Origin of the sequence: Butyrivibrio sp., assembly GCF_017635265.1 — a bacterium.
Lineage (GTDB): Bacteria > Bacillota > Clostridia > Lachnospirales > Lachnospiraceae > Butyrivibrio.
In genome coordinates, this window is the sequence record NZ_JAGBLU010000132.1 from 1 (window position 1) to 22,684 (window position 22,684).

Genomic DNA, 22,684 nt, shown 5'->3' on the forward strand with positions numbered 1-22,684 from the left:
GTGCAGTCCTTTCCAATGGAAGCACCAATAGCTTTAAAACTAAGGGATGCATCCAATCCGTGCTGTATGTCATAACGATCATCTAATACAAGGTGTTTGTTCTTATTTGTTGATTCCATAGTTCCTCCTTTATGCCGGAGTAGCATATGTGGATGAACTATTGGATGGTACCATTATGAATTAGTAAATTCCACCACAATGTTTGGAATTAGTAACTTCCATGGCTGCCTTAAGAGGGGTGGAAGTTAGTATTACAATTCACTCAAGTAATGTTGCAGAAGAGGATAAAAAAGAAACACTTTAATATTTTACCAATATATGGTATACTAGGTCGATGTAAAAACTCGAAAGTGGAACAGTTCACATTTCAAGTAGGAGGCAAGTTTATGAAGCACGTAAAGTCATTAGTAACAAGAAATCTTAAAGAATCAATGAAAAAGGGCGGATGCGGTGAATGCCAGACATCATGCCAGTCAGCATGCAAGACATCTTGCACTGTAGGAAACCAGAGTTGTGAGCAGCTTAGCAAGTAATCTATCTGAATCGATATTGGTTTTGAAAGTTTAAGTTATCGGGCAGCGGCCGAGGCCGCTGCCTAGTTTTTGCATAGCTCAAAAAGTTTGTTTTATTTATTTAGGAGATTTTATGATTCACGCTTATAAGAACAACGGCTATAACATTGTTCTGGATGTCAACAGCGGTTCAGTACATGTTGTTGATGATATTGTTTTTGATTTGGTTAACATCGTAGAGGAAAAGCTCAGCGCCAGATATGGTACTGCAGCTGTTTCGGATGGACAGGAAGAGGCATCTAGAGAAGATTTTGGATGGATTTTCGAAGAAATTAAAAAGCTTTCGGAGATTACAGATAAGTACTCTTTAGACGATATCAAAGAGGCAGTAGAGGAACTTTTGGAGCTTCGTGCTTCACAGGTTCTTTACACAGATGATGTTTATGAGAATTATGTTGAGGAATTCCAAAACAGAGAGACAGTAATCAAGGCTCTTTGCCTTAATATAGCTCATGACTGTAATTTGAGATGTAAATATTGCTTTGCTGATGAAGGTGAGTATCACGGAAGACGTGCGCTCATGACAGAAGAGGTCGGTAAGGCAGCACTTGATTTCCTTGTTAAGAATTCCGGAAATCGTAGAAATCTCGAAGTGGATTTCTTTGGTGGAGAACCACTTATGAACTGGGAGGTCGTTAAGAAAATCGTAGAGTACGGCCGTCAGATTGAAAAAGAACATAACAAGAATTTCCGTTTCACTATTACTACAAACGGAACTCTTTTAAATGATGAGATTCTTGAGTATGTAAACAAGGAAATGGGCAATATTGTCCTTTCTATTGATGGACGTAAGGAAGTTCACGATGCAATGCGTCCAAGACGAGGTGGACAGGGAAGCTATGAGACAATAGTTCCTAAGTTCCAAAAGGTTGCAGAGAGCCGTCATCAGCTCAGATATTTTGTAAGAGGAACATTCACACATAACAACCTTGATTTTTCAGAGGATGTTAAGCATCTGGCTGACCTTGGATTCAAGCAGATTTCTGTGGAGCCTGTAGTAGCTAAGCCGGAGGATTGGTATGCTCTTAAAGACGAGGATATTCCTAAGCTTTGCGAAGAGTATGACAAACTGGCCAAGTTTTATCTTGAGAGACAGAAAGAAGGAAGAGGATTTAATTTCTTCCATTTCAATATAGATCTTGAAGGCGGTCCATGTGTTGCTAAGAGACTTTCCGGATGCGGTTCGGGATGTGAATACCTTGGAGTTACTCCATGGGGTGATCTTTATCCTTGTCATCAGTTCGTTGGAAATGAAGATTTTATCATGGGCAACGTGTTTGAAGGTATTAAGAGAACAGACATTCAGGATATGTTCAAAAAGAGCAATGTATATTCAAGACCTGAATGTGAAAAATGCTTTGCCAGATATTATTGCAGTGGTGGATGCGCTGCAAATGCTTATAATTTCAACGGCAATATCAATACGACATATAAGCACGGTTGTGAGCTTCAGAGAAAGCGTATCGAGTGTGCGATTATGATAAAAGCGGCTATGGCCGAAGAGTAATTATTGCTATTACGAAGCGAGTGCTTTTGATGGCAAGATATGGGAGGATGTATTACAATGAAACGCTTAAAGTCAGTTTTAGCGCTCATCATCGTTCTGTTGCTGCTGGGGGGAGTTGGATATTCAGCAGTATACGGACTCGGTGAAGACAAGTCAGGTTCCTTATCAAGTATCAATTTAGGACTTGATCTTGCAGGTGGTGTCAGCATCACTTATGAAGTAGTTGGAGAAGAGAATCCTGATAAGGAGGATATGGCTGATACTATTTACAAGCTTCAACAGCGTGTAGAGCAGTATAGTACAGAGGCTCTTGTTTATCAGGAGGGATCAAACAGAATCAACATTGAGATTCCGGGAGTTTCGGATGCCAATGCAATCTTAGAGGATCTCGGACAGCCGGGTAATCTGTACTTTATTGCACAGACAGATTCTGAAGGCAATGAGAACTATACTTATCACTCAGGAATAACAGCAGAAGGTAGTCTTGAGACTGATGAAGAAGGAAATATTCTTTTCGGATACGTTCTTAACAAGACTCTTGAAGAGCTTCAGGAAGATGGCTCAATTGTTCTTTCAGGTGATCAGGTATCTGTGGCTCAGGCTGCAGCTCAGCAGGATTCATACGGTTCACAGGAGCCTGTTGTTTCTCTTGAGTTTACTGAGGAAGGAAAAACAGCTTTTGCTGAAGCAACCAAGAAAGCTTATGCAGACGGCGAAACAATCGGTATCTATTATGACGGACAGTTTATTTCAGTTCCTAAGGTTCAGGCAGAGATTACAGATGGCAAAGCTGTTATTACAGGTATGAGTTCATATGAAGAAGCTCAGAATCTGGCTTCTATGATTAGAATCGGTGGACTTAAGCTTCAGCTTAACGAACTTAGATCCAATGTAGTAGGAGCACAGCTTGGTAGTGATGCTATCAGAACTTCACTTATTGCAGCAGCTGTAGGTTTTGCGCTTATCGCAGTTTTGATGATTGTGTTCTTCAGATTGCTTGGCTTTTCAGCAACAGTTGCACTTGCATTCTATTGCGGACTAATGGTATTCCTTCTGTCTGCATTTGAAATGACACTTACTCTTCCTGGTATTGCAGGTATTATTCTTTCAATCGGTATGGCGGTTGACGCGAACGTGCTTGTATTCTCCAGAATAAAAGAGGAAATTGCAGTCGGCAAGTCTGTTGATGAAGCAAGAAAAAATGGTTATAACAAAGCGCTCTCATCAATCCTTGATGGTAATATTACAACTCTTATAGTTGCTATCGTTCTTAGAGTTGGTGGAACAGGATCTATCAAAGGTTTTGCTGAGACACTTATGCTTGGTATCATCCTTTCAATGTTTACTGCCCTTGTAGTTACAAGAGTTGTTACTTCTATCCTTTACGGACTTGGACTTGAGAATCCGGTTCTTTATGGTAAAGCAAAGAAAGTCAAGAATTTTGATTTCGTTGGAAAGAGAAGAATTTTCTACCTGATTTCATGTGCTGTACTTGTTGTCGGTATCATAACAATGGCAGTTAATGCTTCAAGTGGAAAGGGTGCATTTAACTACAGTCTTGACTTTGTAGGAGGAACATCTACAACAGTTACTTTTGACAAGGCTTATGAGCTTTCAGAACTTGAAAGTACTGTAGCATCTGATATCAAGAATGCAGCCGGAGTAAATGAAATTCAGATTCAGACCGTTGCCGGAACAAATCAGGTAATATTTAAGACAAATACACTTGATGTTTCACAGAGAGAAGCGGTTGAAGAGGTTCTTGAGACCAACTACGGTGTATCTGCTGAAAATATTGCAGCTGAGACAATCAGTTCAACAATTAGTGGTGAGATGAGATCCAGTGCTGTAAAAGCTCTCCTTGTAGCCCTTATCCTTATGCTTATATACATATGGATCAGATTCAAGGACATCAAGTTTGGTGCCGCAGCTATTATAGCTCTTGCACATGACGCTTTAGTGGTTGTTACAGCATACGCACTTACCAGACTGTCAGTAGGCAGCACATTTATAGCTGTAATACTTACAATTGTTGGTTACTCAATCAACGATACTATCGTTACTTTTGATAGAATCCGTGAGAACCTTCACAGTGCAACCAATAGAAAAGAGGAAGCAGAACTTGTTAATACAAGTGTTTCACAGACAGTTACAAGAAGTTTGTTCACATCAGCAACAACATTCTTTACTGTATTTGCTCTTTATATCTTTGGAGTAGCAGATATTAAGGCATTTGCACTTCCACTTATGGTTGGTGTTATCTGTGGTACATATTCATCAATCTTTATCGCATCACCAATGTGGTACGATCTTAAAACAAAGTTTAAGACATTTTTTGCAAAGTGATTGGACTGTGAGAATATTTCAGTAAAATAAATTACCAGATAGTTAAAAATATACAAGAATAAAAAAACATCGTCTCCGTTAATGATAATGGCAGGCGATGTTTTTTGTTATGTCTGTTACAAGGTCATTTTGTTAGTAATATTCATAGTGATTTTGATATAATGGTAATTGATTTCTTAAAGACACTTAATACTTGGCAGATATTATTTAAATCTGTAGGAAGGAGATTTTATTGATGAAGGTACTTATAATAAATGGAAGCCCAAGAGTGGATGGCAACACAACAATAGCTTCAAGCCAATATTGAGAAAAGGGAGAAGCAAATAAGGACCTTGAGGGACTTCAGACTATGAGAGTTCTTGCACGAAATATGTCTTTTTTGTTGAAGAGCATTGCTTTGGGAAAAGAAAAGTATGGGTTACCAAAGACAGAAGAGCATCAGTGGACTCATTTAATTTGATGGGACTGACGAACCTACACAGACTTTTTATGAATAAAATTACCGGTGCGGGCATAGTTCTTTTGGTGTAAAATAAATACTATTCGGCCGATAGGAAACTGCGCTGCCGGATACGTTAGAAAGTAATACAAGTGGCAATTTTGCAAATATTACAATATGCTGCGCACTTAATGATATGTAATAACGAGGAGTAACATGGCAAAATGGATGATAGCAAATAAGAAAGCTGATTTTGACGGAATAGCCGCAAAGTATGGAATATCCAACATTACAGCAAGACTTATTGCTAATAGACTGATAAATTCCAGAGAGACAGAAAAGGAGGATTGTTCAAAGGAAAAGGTAGACGCGTATCTTAATGGTAATGTTTCGATGCTACACGATCCATTCAAGATGGCAGATATGGAAAAGGGCGCAAGGATCATGCTTTCCAGAATAGCTGCAGGTGCCAGAATACGTGTTATTGGTGATTATGATGTTGATGGTATATGTTCATCTTACATTCTTGTAGACGGGCTTAGGATGTTTGGCGCTGATGTTGACTGCGTTCTCCCGGACAGAATCAAGGATGGGTATGGACTTAGCGTAAAGCTTGTTGATGCTGCAATTGAAGATGGTATTGATACTATCATTACCTGTGATAACGGCATTGCTGCATATGATCAGATCAAACATGCCAAAGAAAAGGGCATGACCGTCGTAGTGACGGATCATCATGAGGTACCGTTTGAAGAGCTTGGAAGCGATGACGAATCGGATGATATAAAAAAGTCTGATCACGTGGATTCTAAATCAAGCCGCAAAGAAATTCTTCCTCCGGCAGATGCTGTAATTGATCCCAAAAGATCAGAGGGGGCTTATCCTTTTAAAGAAATATGCGGAGCCGTTGTGGCCTATAAGTTTCTGCAGGTAATGGCACAGCTTAAGAGAAGCGGTGAAGAAAAAGACGGAGCTTGTGCTGATATTGGAAAAGACTTTAAAGAAAGCAGTGATTTGCAAATATCTGAGTTTGAAGAGCTGTCATCCGGATTTTTCAGCGAAAAAATAATTTTTGCAGGAATAGCAACCGTATGTGATGTTATGGAACTTAAGGATGAGAACAGGATTATAGTTAAAGAGTCGCTAAAGCGGATTCCATATTCTGAAAACAAAGGCCTAAAAGCACTCATAAACGTTAATAATATTGATCCGAGAGCCATGACAAGCTATCATTACGGCTTTGTCATAGGGCCTTGTCTTAATGCAACGGGAAGACTTGACCTTGCATCAAGGGCTTTATCTCTTTTTCTTTCTGAAGATGATGCAGAAGCAGCTATCATTGCAACAGACCTTAAGAATTTAAATGATAGCAGAAAAGATATGACCAAAGAAGGTGTAGATGAAGCAATAGAAATGGTTGAAGAAAAAAAAGAAGATGGAAATCTGCCCAAAGTAATAGTTTTGTATCTTCCGGATGTACACGAGTCTATAGCAGGAATTATCGCCGGCAAAGTAAAAGAAAAGTACTACAGACCGACAATAATTTTGACAAAAGCTTCTGATGGCGGAGCCAAGGGTTCGGGAAGATCAATAGAGAGCTATGACATGTATGAGCATCTTACAAAATGTAAGGATCTTTTTACCAAATTTGGCGGACATAAAATGGCAGCCGGGCTTTCTCTTCCGGAGGCCAACATAGAAATACTTGACAAAAGACTTAATGATGAATGTGAACTCTCGGATAAGGATTATGAGAGAATAGTTCATCTTGACATGGTCATGCCTCTTAAGTATGCAAGCATGGAACTTGTAAGGGAATTTTCAAAATTGGAACCCTTTGGAAATGGAAATATCAAGCCATCTTTTGCCCAAAAAGATGTAACTCTTTTATCGGGACGAATAATGGGTAAAAACAGAAATTGCGGAAAATACAGGGTATCTGACGGGGATAATAACACATATGATATGATGTATTTTGGAGATATGGATAAGTGGCACGAATTTCTTAGAGAGAAATATGGCAAGAATGCGGTTGATGATCTATATGGCGGTTACTGTGGCAATATGAAGGTCAGTATCGCATATTATCCGGATATCAACAGCTATCAGGGGAGAGAATCTATTCAGATAGTTATGAATGATTACACATGAGCATGAAAACAAAGTGGAGCATTTTTGTTTGATAGAAATTTTTCTATCAAATAAAAAACTCCCCCTAAAACCACAAAAACACACGCGAGGCGTGTGTCTGCGGTTTCTTATGAGGGGGAGATAGTGAGCCTTAGCTCATATCTTTAAAATATATACTACTCCTAAATTGTGAATAAAATGTGACGAAAAAATAAAAAATAGGGAGGCTAATATGAAGCTCACAAATTTACTGGAAAATCTTGAATTTACTATTACAAAAGGAAACTCTTCGGAAGAACTTGACCCACAGACAATCGAAATAAAAGACGTGGTCAATGATAACAGAAAGATTTCTGAAGGCTCTCTTTTTATATGTATAAAGGGTGCCAATTTCGATGGACATAGCTGTGCAGCGGAAGCTGCAGAAAAGAAGGCTGCGGCAATTGTTGTAAGTAAGGAAGTAGAGCTTCCGGAAAATTCTGACATAGCAGTAATAAGGGTTGAAGATACCAGATATGCAATGGCATTTATTTCAGCAGCATATTTTGATCATCCTGCCAGAAAGCTTAAGACAATTGGTATTACAGGAACAAAGGGGAAGACCACTACAACATACCTTATTCGCAGTATGCTTGAAAATGCCGGACACAAAGTTGGGCTTATAGGGACAATTGAAGTCATAATTGGTGATGAACATATTCATTCTGAAAATACGACACCGGAGTCATATAATCTTCAGGAATACATGGCAAAAATGGTTAAAGCAGGTTGCGATAGCGTTGTAATGGAGGTTTCTTCGCAGGGACTTATGCTTCACAGAACTCAGGGATTTACTTTTGATATAGGTATTTTCACAAATATTGAGCCTGATCATATCGGTCCTAATGAGCACAAGGATTTTGATGATTATATGCACTGCAAAGGATTATTATTCAAACAGTGTAAGGTTGGTATATGCAATGGAGATGATATTCATACAGAGGATATTTTGGAAGGTCATACCTGCGAAGTAGAGACATATGGCTTTGCTGAAGGAAACGACCTTCGTGCCATTAATCTTGCATATATTCACAAGCCCGGTCAGCTTGGAGTGTTTTTTGATACCGATGGACTTATTAATGTTCATGCAGAGGTTGAAACTCCCGGTAAATTCAGTGTACTCAACGCACTTTGTGCAATTGCTGTTGCAAGGCATTTTGGCTGCAGCGAAGCTGAGATAGCACCTGCACTTAAGGGCGCCAGGGTTAAAGGACGAATAGAGATGGTCAAGGTTTCTGACGACTTTACCCTTATGATCGACTATGCTCACAATGCTATGGCACTTAAAAGTCTTCTTACAACTCTTAGAGATTATCATCCAAACAGACTTATCTGCCTCTTTGGCTGTGGAGGAAACAGAAGTAAACTTCGCAGATTTGAGATGGGTGAAGTCAGTGGCAAGTACGCGGATTTTACTATTATTACATCTGATAACCCAAGATTTGAAGAGCCTTTGGATATCATGGATGATATTGAGACAGGCATGAAAAAGACAGATGGAAAATATATCAAGATTGCCGATAGAAAAGAGGCAATTGCTTATGCCATAGATCATGGCGAACAGGGCGATATTATTGTCCTTGCCGGTAAAGGCCATGAGGATTATCAGGAGATAAAGGGTGTAAAATATCATATGGATGAGAGAGAACTTATCCGGGAAATTCTTGAAGAGAGAAAAAAGTGAAAGCCAAAATATGTACGCTAACATTATCATAGATATTTCTCACGAAAAAGTTGATAGAACATTTCAATATCGCGTTCCGGACAGGCTCATTGATGCTGTATCTGAAGGAGTGCCTGTTAAGATACCTTTTGGTCGTGGAGATACGCTGCGAACAGGTTATGTCATTGAGCTGACAGACAAGCCTAATTGGAATCCGGATAAGATAAAAGAAATAATAGATGTGGAACAGGGACTTATTTCTGCCGGGGATATTTCCATAAGACTTGCTGCATGGATGAAAAGGCAATACGGTTCCACCATGATTGCCGCTCTTAAAACCGTTTTGCCTGCATCAAAGAAACAAAACAGACAGGTTCATAAGTTTATTTCTTTAAGGCTCCCTGAACGTGAGGTGAGGGATTTTTACAATGAGTGCGTAAGAAAAAAACAAAAAGCAAGAGAAAGACTGTTAAAGGAATTTTTGGATAATCCTGATGATAGGATTCCTTATGAATTTGTCACCGGGAAACTAAATGTTTCAGCGCAGGCAATCAAAGCTCTTGGCGATAAGGGAATAATTAAAATCGAAAGCGAAGAGTACTATAGAAAACCTATAGCTGCTTCTTCCGATCGCTATGGAAAAAAGGTTTTAAGTTCTGAACAGCAGCACATAGTCGATAGCATAAAAAGCGACTATGACGCCGGAAAAAGAGATACTTACCTGATTCACGGGATTACAGGAAGCGGAAAAACAGAAGTTTATATAGCCCTTATTGATGATGTGATAAAAAGGGGAAAACAGGCTATTGTTTTAATACCTGAGATTGCTCTTACATATCAGACACTTATGAGGTTCTACAGGCATTTCGGAGACAGGGTTTCGGTAATGAATTCGACTCTTTCTCCGGGAGAAAAATTTGATCAGATGGAAAGAGCCAGAAATGGGGATATAGACATTATTATCGGACCAAGATCAGCTCTTTTCACACCATTTCCCAACACCGGGATAATAATAATAGATGAAGAGCATGAAGCAACCTATAAAAGCGAGACAATGCCCAAATACCATGCAAGAGAAGTGGCAATACAGTTATCAAAGCTTCTTCCTGACGGGGCGGCAGTCGTGCTTGGGTCTGCAACGCCGTCTCTTGAAGCATATTATAGAGCAGAGACAGGTGAGATAAAGCTCTTTGAACTTAACAAAAGGCTTACAGGAGGAACATTACCTGAGGTTGAGATTGCAGATCTTCGTAAGGAGCTAAGAGAAGGCAACAGATCTATATTTTCCAGAAGACTCTTTGAACTGATGGAAGACAGATTAAATCGCGACGAGCAGGTAATGCTTTTCATTAACAGAAGGGGACTTGCAGGTTTTATTTCATGCAGGTCCTGTGGTCATGTTTTCAAATGCCCCCACTGCGATGTGTCATTATCGGAGCATCGAGGCGGGAAGCTTATCTGTCACTACTGCGGATATGAGGAGCCAAGACCTAAGATATGTCCTAAATGCGGCTCTAAATATGTTTCCTCTTTTAGAGCAGGAACCCAGCAGATAGAGGATGAGGTAAAAAAATATTTCCCTGATGCCAAAGTACTCAGGATGGACGCAGATACCACAAAGACTAAAGGAAGCTATGAAAAGATTCTGGGAGCTTTTGCCAACAAAGAGGCAAATGTACTTGTTGGAACCCAGATGATTGTTAAGGGACATGATTTCCCTGATGTTACGCTGGTTGGAATTCTGGCGGCCGATATGTCCTTGTATGCCAGTGATTACAGAGCAAGTGAGCGTACATTCCAGCTTCTTACCCAGGCAGCCGGAAGAGCAGGACGCGGAGAAAGAAAAGGCAATGTTGTAATACAGAGTTATCAGCCTGATCATTACAGCATTTTGGCGGCAGCAAATCAGGACTATAAGGGATTTTATGAGGAGGAGATAGCGTATAGGGATTTACTCAGATATCCTCCTGTTTCTCATATGATGTCCGTACAGATTCAGGGAAAAAATGAAGATGAGGCGCTTGCCTTTGCCACTAAACTGCGAGCGGTAATGGAACAGCAAAAACTTCAAAATGTTGTCTTTATCGGACCTGCTTCAGCTTCTATCGGAAAGATAAATGATATTTATCGCATGGCAATCTACGTCAAGGCAGATGATATGAATATTCTTATAAGGTTAAAAGACCTGGTTGAAAAATATGTCAGAATGCTTGAAGATAAAGGCTATTTGAAGTATTTGACCACCCAGTTTGATTTTGATCCGGTAAATGGATTCTGATATGTGACTTGACTTTTTTGATTAAAAAGATATCATATAAAATAAAATTGTACAAAACCCATTACAGCTCATATTTTATTTTATGTGAGATTATATGCTATCATATTAAAAAAACTATTTGATTTATAAAAAGGAGGCCGTTATGGCACTTAGAACAATTAGAGAATATGGCGATGAGGTACTTACACGCCGTTGTAAAGAAGTAAAAGAAGTAACACCAAGAATAAGAGAACTTGTAAATGATATGCTTGAGACAATGTATGAGGCAAACGGCGTTGGTCTTGCAGCACCACAGGTTGGAATACTTAAGCGAATCGTTGTAATTGATATTTCACCGGAGGCTGATGATCCTATAGTTATGATCAATCCTGAAATCCTTGAGACAGATGGTGAGCAGACAGGATATGAAGGCTGCCTTTCAATTCCCGGTAAGTCCGGTGTGGTTACAAGACCTAACTATGTTAAGGCAAAAGCCTACGATCTTGACATGAACGAGTATGTAATTGAGGGTGAGGAACTCCTTGCAAGAGCTATATGCCATGAGCTTGATCACCTTGACGGACATATGTATGTCGAGAAGGTTGAGGGTGAGCTTGTAAATAACGAAGATCTTATTCAGGATGAAAATTCAGAGGACGAAGAATAATAATACATGTTTAATGCACAGACACTGGAGCTTCTTATCAGCTCTTTTCCCAAGATATTAGTATATGGACTTAAGGTGTCTCTGCCTCTTGCACTAACAGCGTTTGTGCTGTCAACGTTTATCGCTGTTTTGGTTGCGACGGTGCAGTACGCAGAGGTTCCTGTTTTCAGACAGATATGCAGATTCTATATCTGGATCATTAGAGGAACACCGCTTTTGGTTCAGCTTATGGTAGCTTTCTACGGATTACCGTTATTCGGAATTAATGCCAATCCTTTTCTGGTGGCAATCATTGTATTTTCAATATGTGAGGGAGCCTATAGTGCTGAAACGATGAGAGCGGCAATGGAAGCGGTTCCGGCAGGACAGCTTGAGGCCGGCTACTGCGTTGGGATGAGCTATATTCAGATTATGTGGCATATCATTCTTCCGCAGGCTTTCAGAACAGCTTTTCCATCACTTTTTAATGCTCTTATCAGTATGGTAAAAGACACATCTCTTGCATCAAGTATTACTGTAGTTGAGATGTTTACCAGAACCAAGCAGATTGCGGGACAGTCTTATAACTATTTTCCTTTATACATAGAGGTCGCTGCAATATATCTTATATTTTGTACGGTTCTTACCTTTGTTCAAAAGCGCGGTGAGAAGCGCCTTGGGAACTATGGAATACGTAAGTGATAAAAAAGGACAATATGACATTATTAGAAATTAGTAACCTGAAAAAATCTTTTGATAACAATGAGGTTTTGAAGGGAATAGATTTAAAAGTAAATAAGGGTGATGTGGTTTCAATTTTGGGGCCTTCAGGTTCCGGAAAGACGACGCTTCTTAGATGCATAAATTTTTTGGAAAAACCTGATGGTGGGCATCTTTCTTTTGAAGGAAAAGAGTATGATCTTTCAAAAATTTCAAAAAGTGATATATCATCAATCAGAAAAGATACAGGCTTTGTTTTTCAGGGATACAATCTTTTCGCCAATAAAAATGTGCTTGAGAATGTGACTTTAGGTCTTACATCTGCAAGGCATGTACCGAAAAAGCAGGCTGATGAAAAGGCACTTGAGGTTCTGAAAAAGGTTGGAATGGATGGTTATAAGGATTATTATCCAAGCCAGCTTTCGGGCGGACAACAGCAGAGAGTGGCTATTGCGAGGGCTTTGGCTACCGATCCCGGCATAATCTATTTTGATGAGCCTACTTCAGCACTTGACCCGGAACTTACATCTGAAGTTTTGGAAGTTATGAGGGAGCTTGCTTCTGAAGGGATGACTATGATAGTGGTTACACATGAGATGGGGTTTGCAAAAGAGGTTTCATCACATGTTGTATTTATGGCTGACGGCAGGGTTATTGAAGAGGGAAATTCAAAAGAATTCTTTGATGATCCGAAAGAGGAAAGAACAAGAGAGTTTCTTAGGCTGACGGAACACTGAAAATTTCAAAAATGCATATGTTTATAAAGGAGGATATTTATGAAAAGGATTCTATCATTGTTACTGACAACAGTTCTTGCAACAGGTCTTTTAGCAGGATGCGGTGCTGCTAAGAGTGATGATCACCTTGCTCGTATTAAGGAAGCAGGAAAGATTACGATTGCAACAGAGGGTGTGTGGGCACCTTTTACATATCATGATCCTGACACAAATGAACTTGTTGGATTTGATGTGGAAGTTGCAGCTGCTATTGCTGAAAAGCTTGGTGTAACAGCAGAGTTTAAGGAAGTTGCATTCGATGGCGGTCTTACAGGTGTTTCCACAGGAACATTTGATATGATGGCGAATGGTGTTGATGTAACCCAGGAGCGTTCCAACACCTTTGATTTCACGGAGGCTTACGCATATGATCATGCGGTAGTAGTTACACTTGCGTCCAATACAGATATAACATCTTTTGATGACTTAAAGGGACGTACAACAGCCAATTCAGCCGGCTCTACTTACGAAGCTATGGGAATTGAGTATGGTGCAGCCGTATCAAATGTAGATACAATCGGTGAGACAATGACTCTTGTTTTAAATGGAACGGTTGATGCAACAATAAATGCCAACACATCAGCTCAGGACTATTTCAACACAACCGGTACTACAGAGCTTAAGGTTGCAGCAGTTGATCCTGATGTGACAAAGTATGCGGTTCCACTTGCCAAAGGAAGCGACAATGATTCTCTCAGAGAAGCAATTAATCAGGCAATTGCCGAGCTTCGCGCAGAAGGAAAGCTTTCAGAGATTTCAATCAAGTATTTTGGAGCAGACATAACTGCTGAATAAATAACATAGCGAATCAATAAATTGTAAAAACAGCCTTAAGATGATACACTATAACGTATCCTTTTAAGGCTTTTTTATTTAAGTAATATAATTGATACTAAGAGGTGGTTTACGATGAAGATAATTTTTATGGGCACTCCGGATTTTGCCAGAGCTGCTTTGGAGAAAATAATAGATGCAGGACATGAGGTGGTACTTGTTGTTACACAGCCCGACAAGCCCAAGGGAAGAAGCGGCGAGCTTCAGGTTTCAGATGTAAAGGCCTGTGCACTTGAGCATGGAATCCCTGTTTTTCAGCCTGTCAGAATAAAACTTCCTGAGAATGTGGCTGAACTTAAAAAATATGAAGCGGATATCTATGTTGTAGCAGCATTTGGACAGATTCTTTCACAGGAAATTCTTGATATACCTAAATTTGGATGTGTCAATATTCATGCATCACTTCTTCCAAAATACAGAGGAGCAGCTCCTATTCAACAGGCTATCATTGATGGCGAAGAAAAGACGGGCGTTACCATTATGCAGATGGCAGCAGGTATGGATACAGGAGATATACTGATTCAGAGAGAAATTCCGATTGATCATGATGAGACAGGCGGAGGACTTTTTGACAAACTTTCGGTTTTGGGCGGAGAGCTTATAGTGGATGCACTACCAATGATTGAAAAAGGAGAGCTAACACCGATTCCGCAGGAGGAAGAGAAAGCTACAAAATGCGGAAAGCTTTCCAAGGATATGGGAAAAATAGATTTTTCGAAGGATGCAAAGTCTGTTCGAAACCTCATTCGAGGGCTTAATCCCTGGCCTTCTGCGTTTACTTCTCTTAATGGGAAAATGTTGAAAATCTGGAAAGCAGAAGTGGTGGAAAAGCCGGGTGATGAATGTGCGACTGACATAAAGCCGGGTGAAATTGTTGCAGTTAATAAAGATAGCTTCATCGTTAAGACGGGAACTGACTATCTGGAGATTTTAGAGCTTCAGCTTGAAGGAAAAAAGCGCATGCCTGTTAAGGATTTTCTCCTTGGATATAAACTTGAAGCAGGAACGAAATTAGGCTGACAAAACCAATATGTGGTAAAATTAATTTTATATCTTAAAGATTGTCAGACTACTATGGAAAGAGGCGATTTGGATGTATTACGGATATGGTCGGGGATTTGGCTATGGATATGGCATGGACCCAATGTATATTTTAGTTATTTTAATGGCAATACTTTGCATGATTGCCAGCTATAGAGTTCAGTCGGTTTATAAAAAGTACAACAGAGTCCGCAGTATGAGCGGTATGACCGGCGCGCAGGTTGCAATGGAAATACTTAGAAGAAATGGTGTTACGGATGTGACAGTTCAGCATGTACCGGGAGATCTTACCGATCACTATGACCCAGGAACAAAAGTTGTTAACTTATCAGATTCAACCTATGGATCTTCTTCGGTAGCGGCTGTAGGTGTGGCTGCCCATGAATGTGGTCATGTGATGCAGCATCAGATGGGATATATACCACTTCAGATAAGGTCAGCACTTGTTCCGGCAGCCAATATCGGTTCCAAAGCCGGTGTTCCTATCATCATACTTGGAATGTTTCTTAGCATTTCACCGCTTATTACAATCGGAATATGGGTGTTTTCACTGGCTGTTCTGTTTCAGGTAGTGACACTTCCGGTTGAGTTTGATGCTTCTCACAGAGCACTTGTTATGTTGGAAGAGTATGGAATACTCGGGTCTGATGAGGTGTCTGATTCAAGGAAAGTTTTGTCTGCGGCAGCAATGACATATGTAGCCAGCGCAGCAGCCGCAGTTGTTCAGCTTCTTAGACTTGTTATGCTAAATAACAGAAGAAGAGACTAATTTTATACATATATGAGGGGAGTTCCCGTTTAGGGAGAGTTTATGAGTAATATCAGAGAAACAGTTTTAAGCATATTAATGGAATATGACAGGGATGGCAAAAAAAAGCCATCCCTTTTAAAGGACGCCTTGGAGAAGGTGGATTATCTTGAGACCAGAGACAAGGCATTTATAAAAAGAGTTGTCGAAGGATGCCTTGAAAGACAGATTCAGATAGATTACATAATTGATAAGTTCTCCAAAACAAAAGTGGAAAAAATGCAGCCGCTTATCAGAAATATCATAAGAATGGGAACCTATCAGATTATGTTTATGGATCAGGTACCTGACAGTGCAGCCTGCAATGAAGCGGTTAAACTTGCAGGAAGACACAAGTTTGACGGACTAAAAGGGTTTGTTAACGGAGTTCTTAGGAATATATCAAGAAACAAAGAAAATATTAAATATCCCGATAAGAATAATAATCAAAGCATTGATTATTTCTCTGTGTATTATTCAATGCCTGAATGGCTCTGCCGTATGTGGGTACAGGATATAGGAGTGGAAAAAACCGAGAGCATTTTGCAGTTCTTTTTGGAAGCAAGACCTACTGTTCTTAGGATAAACATGTATGAGACTGATGAAGCTTCAAGGAAGAAGATCAAGGATGAACTTGTGGCGGAAATCAAAAAGACAGGCGCGGTAGTAAGTGATAATAAACTGCTTCCTTATGCCATAGAACTTGAAAAAACCGATAACATCAGATTTTTGCCGGGGTTTGATGAAGGGAAATTTGCTGTTCAGGATGTGAGCTCGATGCTCGTTGCTGAGATTGCAGGAGTGTCTGAGGGACAGACAGTTATAGATGTCTGCGCGGCTCCCGGAGGGAAAAGTACTCATGCAGCCGAAAAAGTCGGTAAGAATGGAAGAGTGCTCTCCAGAGATGTATCTGAAAGAAAGTGTGAGCTGATCCTTGAAAATGCTGAGAGGCTTGGACTTGATAACATCGAAGTGAGAAAAGGAGACGCCAGGATTCATGATGGAAATCTTGGAGATATGGCTGATGTGTTATATCTTGATGTTCCATGCTCCGGATTTGGAATAATCGGAAGAAAGAACGATATCAAGCTTAATATGTCAAAAAAGGCAGTTAAGGAGATAGAATCCCTGCAGTGGGAAATAGTTAAGGCATCCTGGGATTATGTAAAAAAAGGCGGAACACTTATTTATTCCACATGTACCATCAATAAGGATGAAAACCAGAAAGTGGTTGAAAAGATATGCAGGGAATTTCCTTTTGAAACAGTAGATATATCTGATAAGGTATCGGAAATCTTTAAAGCAGATAAAGAGGCTGAAATATACAAGTCAGCCCAAAAAGGATATATACAGCTTCTTCCGGGTGAATACGGAACGGATGGATTTTTTATTGCAAGGCTTCGCAGGAAGAACGATTAAAGTTTAGTTTATAGGAATAAGTAATAAGGAAAAAGAAGTGAAAGAAGAATATATTAAAGTTCCCGGTGGGAAAACAGATATTAAATCGCTGACGCTGCAGGAACTTAGCCAGTGCATGAAAGATATGGGCGAGCCTGCATTCAGGGCTAAACAGCTCTATGAGTGGATGCATAAGAAACAGGCCAGAGGCTATGATGACATGACCAATATCTCCAAGGCTCTAAAAGAAAAATGCATGGAGAATTTTGAATATACATCTCTTAAGGTGGTTGAGGTTTTAGAATCAAAGGTTGATGATACCAGGAAGTTCTTATTTGGACTTTCCGATGGCAATATAATTGAGAGTGTTTTCATGAAGTATAAATTCGGAGTCAGCGTATGCATATCCTCGCAGGTAGGATGCCGAATGGGATGCAGGTTTTGTGCCTCCACGCTTGATGGCGTTGTAAGGAACCTTTTACCTTCGGAGATGCTGGATCAGATATATTCAATCTCTGAATACACAGGGCAGAAAATTTCCCGCGTAGTGGTAATGGGAAGTGGAGAACCACTTGATAATTATGATAACCTTTTGAGATTCATAGATCTTTTGACCAATGAAGACGGGATTAATCTGGGACAGCGCAATCTGACTGTTTCCACCTGCGGTATTGTTCCAAATATATACAGGCTTGCTGATGAGAATCTGTCTATCAATCTGGCGCTCTCTTTGCATGCTTCCAACAATGACAAGAGAAAAGAGCTTATGCCGGTGGCCAATAAGTATAGTCTTGATGAAGTACTTTCTGCCTGCAAAGCCTATTTTGAAAAAACAGGAAGACAGCTTACATTTGAGTACTCATTGGTTAGCGGTGTAAATGACACAGATGCGGATGCAAAGGAGCTGTCTGAGTTGTTATCAGGCTTTAACTGCGTGGTAAACCTTATTCCTGTAAACCCAATAAAGGAGAGAAGTTATCAGCCAACTGATAGGACCGGAGCCCTTGCCTTTAAAAATAAACTTGAAAAAAGTCGAATAAATGTTACTATTAGAAGAGAAATGGGCAGGGATATTAATGGAGCCTGTGGTCAACTTCGTAGGCGCCATTTGGAGGAGACGAATTAGTTCCTGCTTATTTTCATTTTGTGAAAAAAGAATTGCTTGGGAGGCAGACTTTGCTAAAAACTTTTTCCGTAACGGATATTGGAAAGAAGCGAAAACTAAATCAGGATTATGTGTTTTCTTCTGACAGAAAAATAGGAAATCTTTCAAATGTGTTTATTGTTGCAGACGGTATGGGTGGTCATAATGCCGGAGATTATGCGTCAAGATTTACAGTAGACACGATGGTAGAGGAAATAGAAAAATCTTTTGAACAGAGCCCTGTTAAGATTCTTGAAAATGCAATTAAAACTGCCAATTATAAACTTAGGGAGAAGGCTGCTGAAAATCCCAGTTTGTTTGGAATGGGAACTACAGTAGTAGCCTGTACTGTACTTGGCAGATACCTTCAGGTTGCAAATGTCGGAGATTCCAGGCTCTATGTCATCAACGACACAATCACCCAAATTACCAGAGATCATTCGCTTGTTGAGGAAATGGTCAGGATGGGAGGCATTGACAGAGAGACAGCAAGAACCCATCTTGATAAAAATATTATAACCAGGGCAATCGGTGCCACGGAGACGGTAGACATCGACTTTTTTAATGTGGAATTAAACCGTGGCGATATTGTGCTAATGTGTTCTGACGGACTTACCAATATGCTGGAAGATGAAGAAATACGAATGATAGTAAGTGGTCAGAGAGATATTATAGAGAAGGCCCAGAAACTTGTTGTGGCAGCAAATAACAATGGTGGTAAAGATAATATTGCAGTTATTCTGATAGAACCATTTGCAGAAGAAAAGACACGCGAGGTCGGACTTAATGATTAAGATAGGAATGATAATCGGCGACCGCTATGAAGTGCTTGAAAAAATAGGCACCGGTGGTATGAGCGATGTATATAAAGCAAAAGATCATAAATTAAACCGTTTGGTTGCAGTTAAGATTCTCAAACAGGAATTTTCCGAGAATGAGAATTTTGTTTCCAAGTTCCGTGTGGAAGCTCAGTCAACTGCAGGACTCATGCACCCGAATATTGTTAATGTGTATGACGTAGGAGACGAGGATGGAGTCAACTACATTGTAATGGAGCTTGTTGATGGCATCACTCTCAAAAAATATATAGAGAAAAAGGCGCGTCTTTCCGTTAAGGAAGCTGTCAGCATAGCTATTCAGGTGGCGATGGGACTTGAGGCAGCTCATAATAACAATATTATCCACAGGGATATTAAGCCTCAGAACATCATGATTTCCAAGGACGGTAAGGTTAAAGTTACAGACTTTGGTATAGCCAAGGCCGCAACCAGTAATACAATTACCTCCAATGTAATGGGATCTGTTCATTATACTTCACCTGAACAGGCAAGAGGAGGCTACAGTGATGCCAAGAGTGATATCTATTCACTTGGTATAACGCTTTTTGAGATGTTAACCGGAAGAGTTCCTTTTAACGGAGACACTACAGTAGCCATTGCGATCAAGCATATTCAGGAGGATCTTCCAAGTCCTGCAGATTACAATGATGATATTCCCATAAGTGTTGAAAAGATTGTTCTTAAGTGTTGCCAGAAGAGCCCTGACAGAAGATACCAGAGCGCTGCTGAACTCATTACAGATCTTAAAAAATCGCTTATTACACCGGACAAGGACTTTGTATCTTTGGTTGATCCGGATGAAGAGGGTGCAACAAGGATTGCTACCGATGAGGAAAGCAAAGCAGTTAAGAGTGAGAACAGATTTTCAGATACAGAGCAAATGCGTCTTAATCGGGATTCTGTAAGAGAATACGATGGCAAGGATTACGACGATTACGACAGAGATAAAAAGAAATCCCACAGGGATTATGATGATTTTGATGATGATTATTACTACGAAGATAGAAGAAAACGTTCATCTCAGAAAAATGGCGGGCAGGAAAGCAGCCGAATAGAGAAGATGACTGTTATTATGGCAATTGTATCTGCCATTCTTATCGGATTCATAGTGATAGTGCTTGTTGGAAGAAGTATTGGAGTTTTTGGGGACGCTGATGCTTCAGAAGGCTCCAGTGATTCTTCTGTCGGTGCATCATCAGGAGCATCTGTTTCAGAAACAGCAGATGGCATTGCAATACCTGATGTTGTGGGGAAAACATATGCTGAAGCTAAGTCAATCCTTGATGAAAAGGGCTTCAATGTAGAAAAGGCTGAAGATTCTTCAAATACAGCTGTAAAGGATACAGTAGTATCAATAAGCCCGGCAGCAGGTCAGCGTGCTGAGGCTGGTACTACTATTACTGTATATGTGAGCAATGGCTCCAATTACAGTGCAAGTGCTGCAACAACGGATGTTTCTGTGGCAAAGGCTGATGGTCAGGTCACAGTTCCTAACATTATCGGAATGACTTCCGAAGAGGCTGTTATAACGCTTGTGGAGGCAGGACTTCAGGGAGGCACAATAGTAGAAACCAACAACGAGGATTCTAATCTTACAGGTCTTATCTGTGCTCAAAGCATTGCTTTTGGTACATCAGTATCTGAAGGAACTGTTATCAACATGGAACTTTCTATTGGACCTGCAAGTGTGACATATAGCTACAATGCCGATATTTCAGCACCAACTGAGGGTGAAAACTATACTTATGGGATTCCTGTAAAGGTTACGCTTGTTACATCTGATGGAACAACTCTTCTTAGTACAACTACATCAGATTTCCCTGTGCAGGGTACTTACAAGGGCATTACTTCACCAACAGGAACCATTACATTTGTTTATACTGCAACTACTCCAACCACAACCAATGCCGAGACAGGTGAGACCACAGGTGGAGAGAGCGTAGAATATACTGTAACAAGAGCTGTTACCTTCAATCAGGAGAGCTGATATTTAATGCGTGGTAAGATACTAAAAGGAATTGCCGGCTTTTATTACATAGAAACCAGTGATGAGAAAATCTATGAATGTAAAGCAAAGGGCATTTTCCGCAAAGACAATATTAAACCCCTTGTAGGTGATGATGCCATTATAGACATCATTGATGAGGAAAAGCGGTTAGGAAATATAACCGGGATTCTTCCCAGAAAGAGTGGGCTTCTTAGACCGCCTGTTGCCAATGTGGATCAGGCGGTTATTTTGTTTGCTATTGTTAAGCCTAATCCAAGCTTTAATTTGCTGGACAGATTTCTTATTATGATGAGAGGACAGAACCTTCCTGTCATTATATGCTTCAACAAGCAGGATATAGCAACTAAAGAGGAACAGGAGGAGCTTACAAAGGCTTATGAAAAGTGTGGATATAAAGTCCTGTTCATAAGTGTAAAAGAGGAGAAAGGCCTTGATGCCTTAAAGGAACTGTTAAAGGGAAAGACAACTGCCCTTGCAGGACCAAGCGGAGTCGGAAAGTCTTCTCTTTTAAATAAACTTGTTCCTGATGCGGATATGCAGATAGGAGAGCTCAGCAAAAAAATAGAGAGAGGAAAGAACACGACAAGGCATTCCGAACTCTTTTTTGTAAAGGAACTCTCTGACGGGGATAGCTTTAATACGTTTGTAATTGATACACCAGGGTTTACCAGCCTTGAGCTGCGTGATGTAACCAAGGATAATCTTATGGAATACTATCCTGAGTTTGAAGAGTACGAGCCGGATTGCAGGTTTGGTGGCTGCTCTCATATTGCAGAACCTGACTGCGGTGTTAAAAAAGCCCTTGAAGAGGGTAAGATATCAAAAGTAAGATACGAAAATTATAAGGTTTTGTATGAGGAACTAAAAAATGCAAGGCCCGATTACAGCAAAAAAACGAGAAGATGAACAAAAAACTTAAAGGTGGAGATATATGAAAATATACGTTACCAGACATGGACAGACCGACTACAACGCACAGAGCAGGATGCAGGGAAGAATTGACATTCCGCTAAATGAAAGAGGAAAAGAACAGGCAGGGATCACAAGAAAAAAAATCGGGGATGTAAAGTTTGATGCTGTATATAGCAGCCCTCTTATCAGAGCTGTTGAGACAGCAACCATTGTAGGAAATGTTTCCGAAAATCAAATTATTAAAGATGATAGAATACTTGAGGCAAACTTCGGAAGATATGAAGGAATCGCTTATCACAAGGTTGGACTTCCTATGACAGGATATTGGGGATTTCCGGAGATTTTCCCGGCACCTCCGGGAGTTGAAACTATTCCGGAGATGATAAGAAGAACAAGTTCTTTTTTGTCTGAACTTGAGAAAAAAGATTATGAAAATGTACTTGTGGTTTGTCATGGAGGAATTATAAGAGTGCTGCGAGGCTATCTTGAGGATGTCAGAAGAGGCTTTATATGGAGACCTCGTCCAAAGAACTGCGAGATATTTGTATATGAATCAATTGATGGGAAACACAGATTAGTCGATGATATAAAATGATATTTTACAGGATTGTGGAGTGCAAAGTACG

Annotated in this window: 19 protein-coding genes and 1 pseudogene; 19 read left to right on the plus strand and 1 reads right to left on the minus strand. The window is 40.1% G+C overall.

Annotation, left to right across the window (positions count from 1 at the left end; all coding sequences use genetic code 11):
- A partial coding sequence (locus J6O61_RS16280) for a helix-turn-helix domain-containing protein (protein ID WP_442861713.1) occupies positions 1-146 on the minus strand: 146 nt, incomplete at its 3' end.
- 240 nt (positions 147-386) lie between these two features.
- On the opposite strand from J6O61_RS16280, the gene scfA reads away from it, so the two are divergent.
- From scfA to J6O61_RS16375, 19 genes and pseudogenes are all read left to right on the plus strand, one after another.
- The gene (gene scfA, locus J6O61_RS16285; RefSeq protein ID WP_013281386.1) at positions 387-533 is read left to right on the plus strand and encodes a six-cysteine ranthipeptide SCIFF; all 147 of its coding nucleotides are present in this window, start codon (positions 387-389) and stop codon (positions 531-533) included.
- Positions 534-645: 112 nt separating this feature from the next.
- A complete protein-coding gene (gene scfB / locus J6O61_RS16290; RefSeq protein WP_292215315.1) occupies positions 646-2,079 on the plus strand; it encodes a thioether cross-link-forming SCIFF peptide maturase in 1,434 nt (477 codons plus the stop codon).
- Positions 2,080-2,136: 57 nt separating this feature from the next.
- Positions 2,137-4,425: a protein translocase subunit SecD gene (gene secD / locus J6O61_RS16295; RefSeq protein WP_292215317.1), complete on the plus strand. Its 2,289-nt coding sequence runs from the start codon at positions 2,137-2,139 to the stop codon at positions 4,423-4,425.
- A gap of 307 nt (positions 4,426-4,732) precedes the next feature.
- Positions 4,733-4,885 (plus strand): annotated as a pseudogene (locus J6O61_RS19640) (flavodoxin family protein); the annotation flags it as partial.
- Positions 4,886-5,080: 195 nt separating this feature from the next.
- Positions 5,081-7,015 carry a single-stranded-DNA-specific exonuclease RecJ gene (locus tag J6O61_RS16305; RefSeq protein WP_292215318.1) on the plus strand — a complete coding sequence of 645 codons (1,935 nt, stop codon included), beginning with the start codon at positions 5,081-5,083 and terminating at the stop codon, positions 7,013-7,015.
- Positions 7,016-7,226: 211 nt separating this feature from the next.
- A complete protein-coding gene (locus J6O61_RS16310) occupies positions 7,227-8,717 on the plus strand; it encodes a UDP-N-acetylmuramoyl-L-alanyl-D-glutamate--2,6-diaminopimelate ligase (protein WP_292215320.1) in 1,491 nt (496 codons plus the stop codon).
- Between the two features lie 10 nt (positions 8,718-8,727).
- Positions 8,728-10,974 carry a replication restart helicase PriA gene (gene priA / locus J6O61_RS16315; protein WP_292215322.1) on the plus strand — a complete coding sequence of 749 codons (2,247 nt, stop codon included), beginning with the start codon at positions 8,728-8,730 and terminating at the stop codon, positions 10,972-10,974.
- A 142-nt stretch (positions 10,975-11,116) separates the two neighbouring features.
- On the plus strand, positions 11,117-11,620 hold the full coding sequence (def, locus tag J6O61_RS16320) for a peptide deformylase (protein ID WP_292215324.1): 504 nt from the start codon (positions 11,117-11,119) through the stop codon (positions 11,618-11,620).
- A 6-nt stretch (positions 11,621-11,626) separates the two neighbouring features.
- Complete coding sequence (locus J6O61_RS16325; protein WP_292215326.1) at positions 11,627-12,301, plus strand: amino acid ABC transporter permease; 675 nt, start codon at positions 11,627-11,629, stop codon at positions 12,299-12,301.
- A gap of 14 nt (positions 12,302-12,315) precedes the next feature.
- A complete protein-coding gene (locus J6O61_RS16330) occupies positions 12,316-13,056 on the plus strand; it encodes an amino acid ABC transporter ATP-binding protein (RefSeq protein WP_292215328.1) in 741 nt (246 codons plus the stop codon).
- A gap of 39 nt (positions 13,057-13,095) precedes the next feature.
- Positions 13,096-13,890: a transporter substrate-binding domain-containing protein gene (locus J6O61_RS16335; RefSeq protein WP_292215330.1), complete on the plus strand. Its 795-nt coding sequence runs from the start codon at positions 13,096-13,098 to the stop codon at positions 13,888-13,890.
- 114 nt (positions 13,891-14,004) lie between these two features.
- Positions 14,005-14,949: a methionyl-tRNA formyltransferase gene (fmt, locus tag J6O61_RS16340; protein ID WP_292215332.1), complete on the plus strand. Its 945-nt coding sequence runs from the start codon at positions 14,005-14,007 to the stop codon at positions 14,947-14,949.
- A gap of 73 nt (positions 14,950-15,022) precedes the next feature.
- Complete coding sequence (locus J6O61_RS16345) at positions 15,023-15,739, plus strand: zinc metallopeptidase (protein ID WP_292215333.1); 717 nt, start codon at positions 15,023-15,025, stop codon at positions 15,737-15,739.
- A gap of 42 nt (positions 15,740-15,781) precedes the next feature.
- Positions 15,782-17,176, plus strand: coding sequence for a 16S rRNA (cytosine(967)-C(5))-methyltransferase RsmB (rsmB, locus tag J6O61_RS16350; RefSeq protein ID WP_292215334.1), 1,395 nt, complete (start codon positions 15,782-15,784; stop codon positions 17,174-17,176).
- Between the two features lie 37 nt (positions 17,177-17,213).
- The gene (rlmN, locus tag J6O61_RS16355) at positions 17,214-18,281 is read left to right on the plus strand and encodes a 23S rRNA (adenine(2503)-C(2))-methyltransferase RlmN (protein ID WP_292215335.1); all 1,068 of its coding nucleotides are present in this window, start codon (positions 17,214-17,216) and stop codon (positions 18,279-18,281) included.
- 50 nt (positions 18,282-18,331) lie between these two features.
- Complete coding sequence (locus J6O61_RS16360; protein WP_292215336.1) at positions 18,332-19,093, plus strand: Stp1/IreP family PP2C-type Ser/Thr phosphatase; 762 nt, start codon at positions 18,332-18,334, stop codon at positions 19,091-19,093.
- Entirely contained in the window at positions 19,086-21,125 is a 2,040-nt protein-coding gene (pknB, locus tag J6O61_RS16365; RefSeq protein ID WP_292215338.1) for a Stk1 family PASTA domain-containing Ser/Thr kinase, read from the plus strand. Before J6O61_RS16360 ends, pknB begins: the two co-directional genes overlap by 8 nt.
- A 6-nt stretch (positions 21,126-21,131) precedes the next feature.
- Entirely contained in the window at positions 21,132-22,052 is a 921-nt protein-coding gene (gene rsgA, locus J6O61_RS16370; RefSeq protein ID WP_292215340.1) for a ribosome small subunit-dependent GTPase A, read from the plus strand.
- 25 nt (positions 22,053-22,077) lie between these two features.
- Complete coding sequence (locus J6O61_RS16375; protein ID WP_292215342.1) at positions 22,078-22,653, plus strand: histidine phosphatase family protein; 576 nt, start codon at positions 22,078-22,080, stop codon at positions 22,651-22,653.
- Positions 22,654-22,684: the final 31 nt, after the last annotated feature.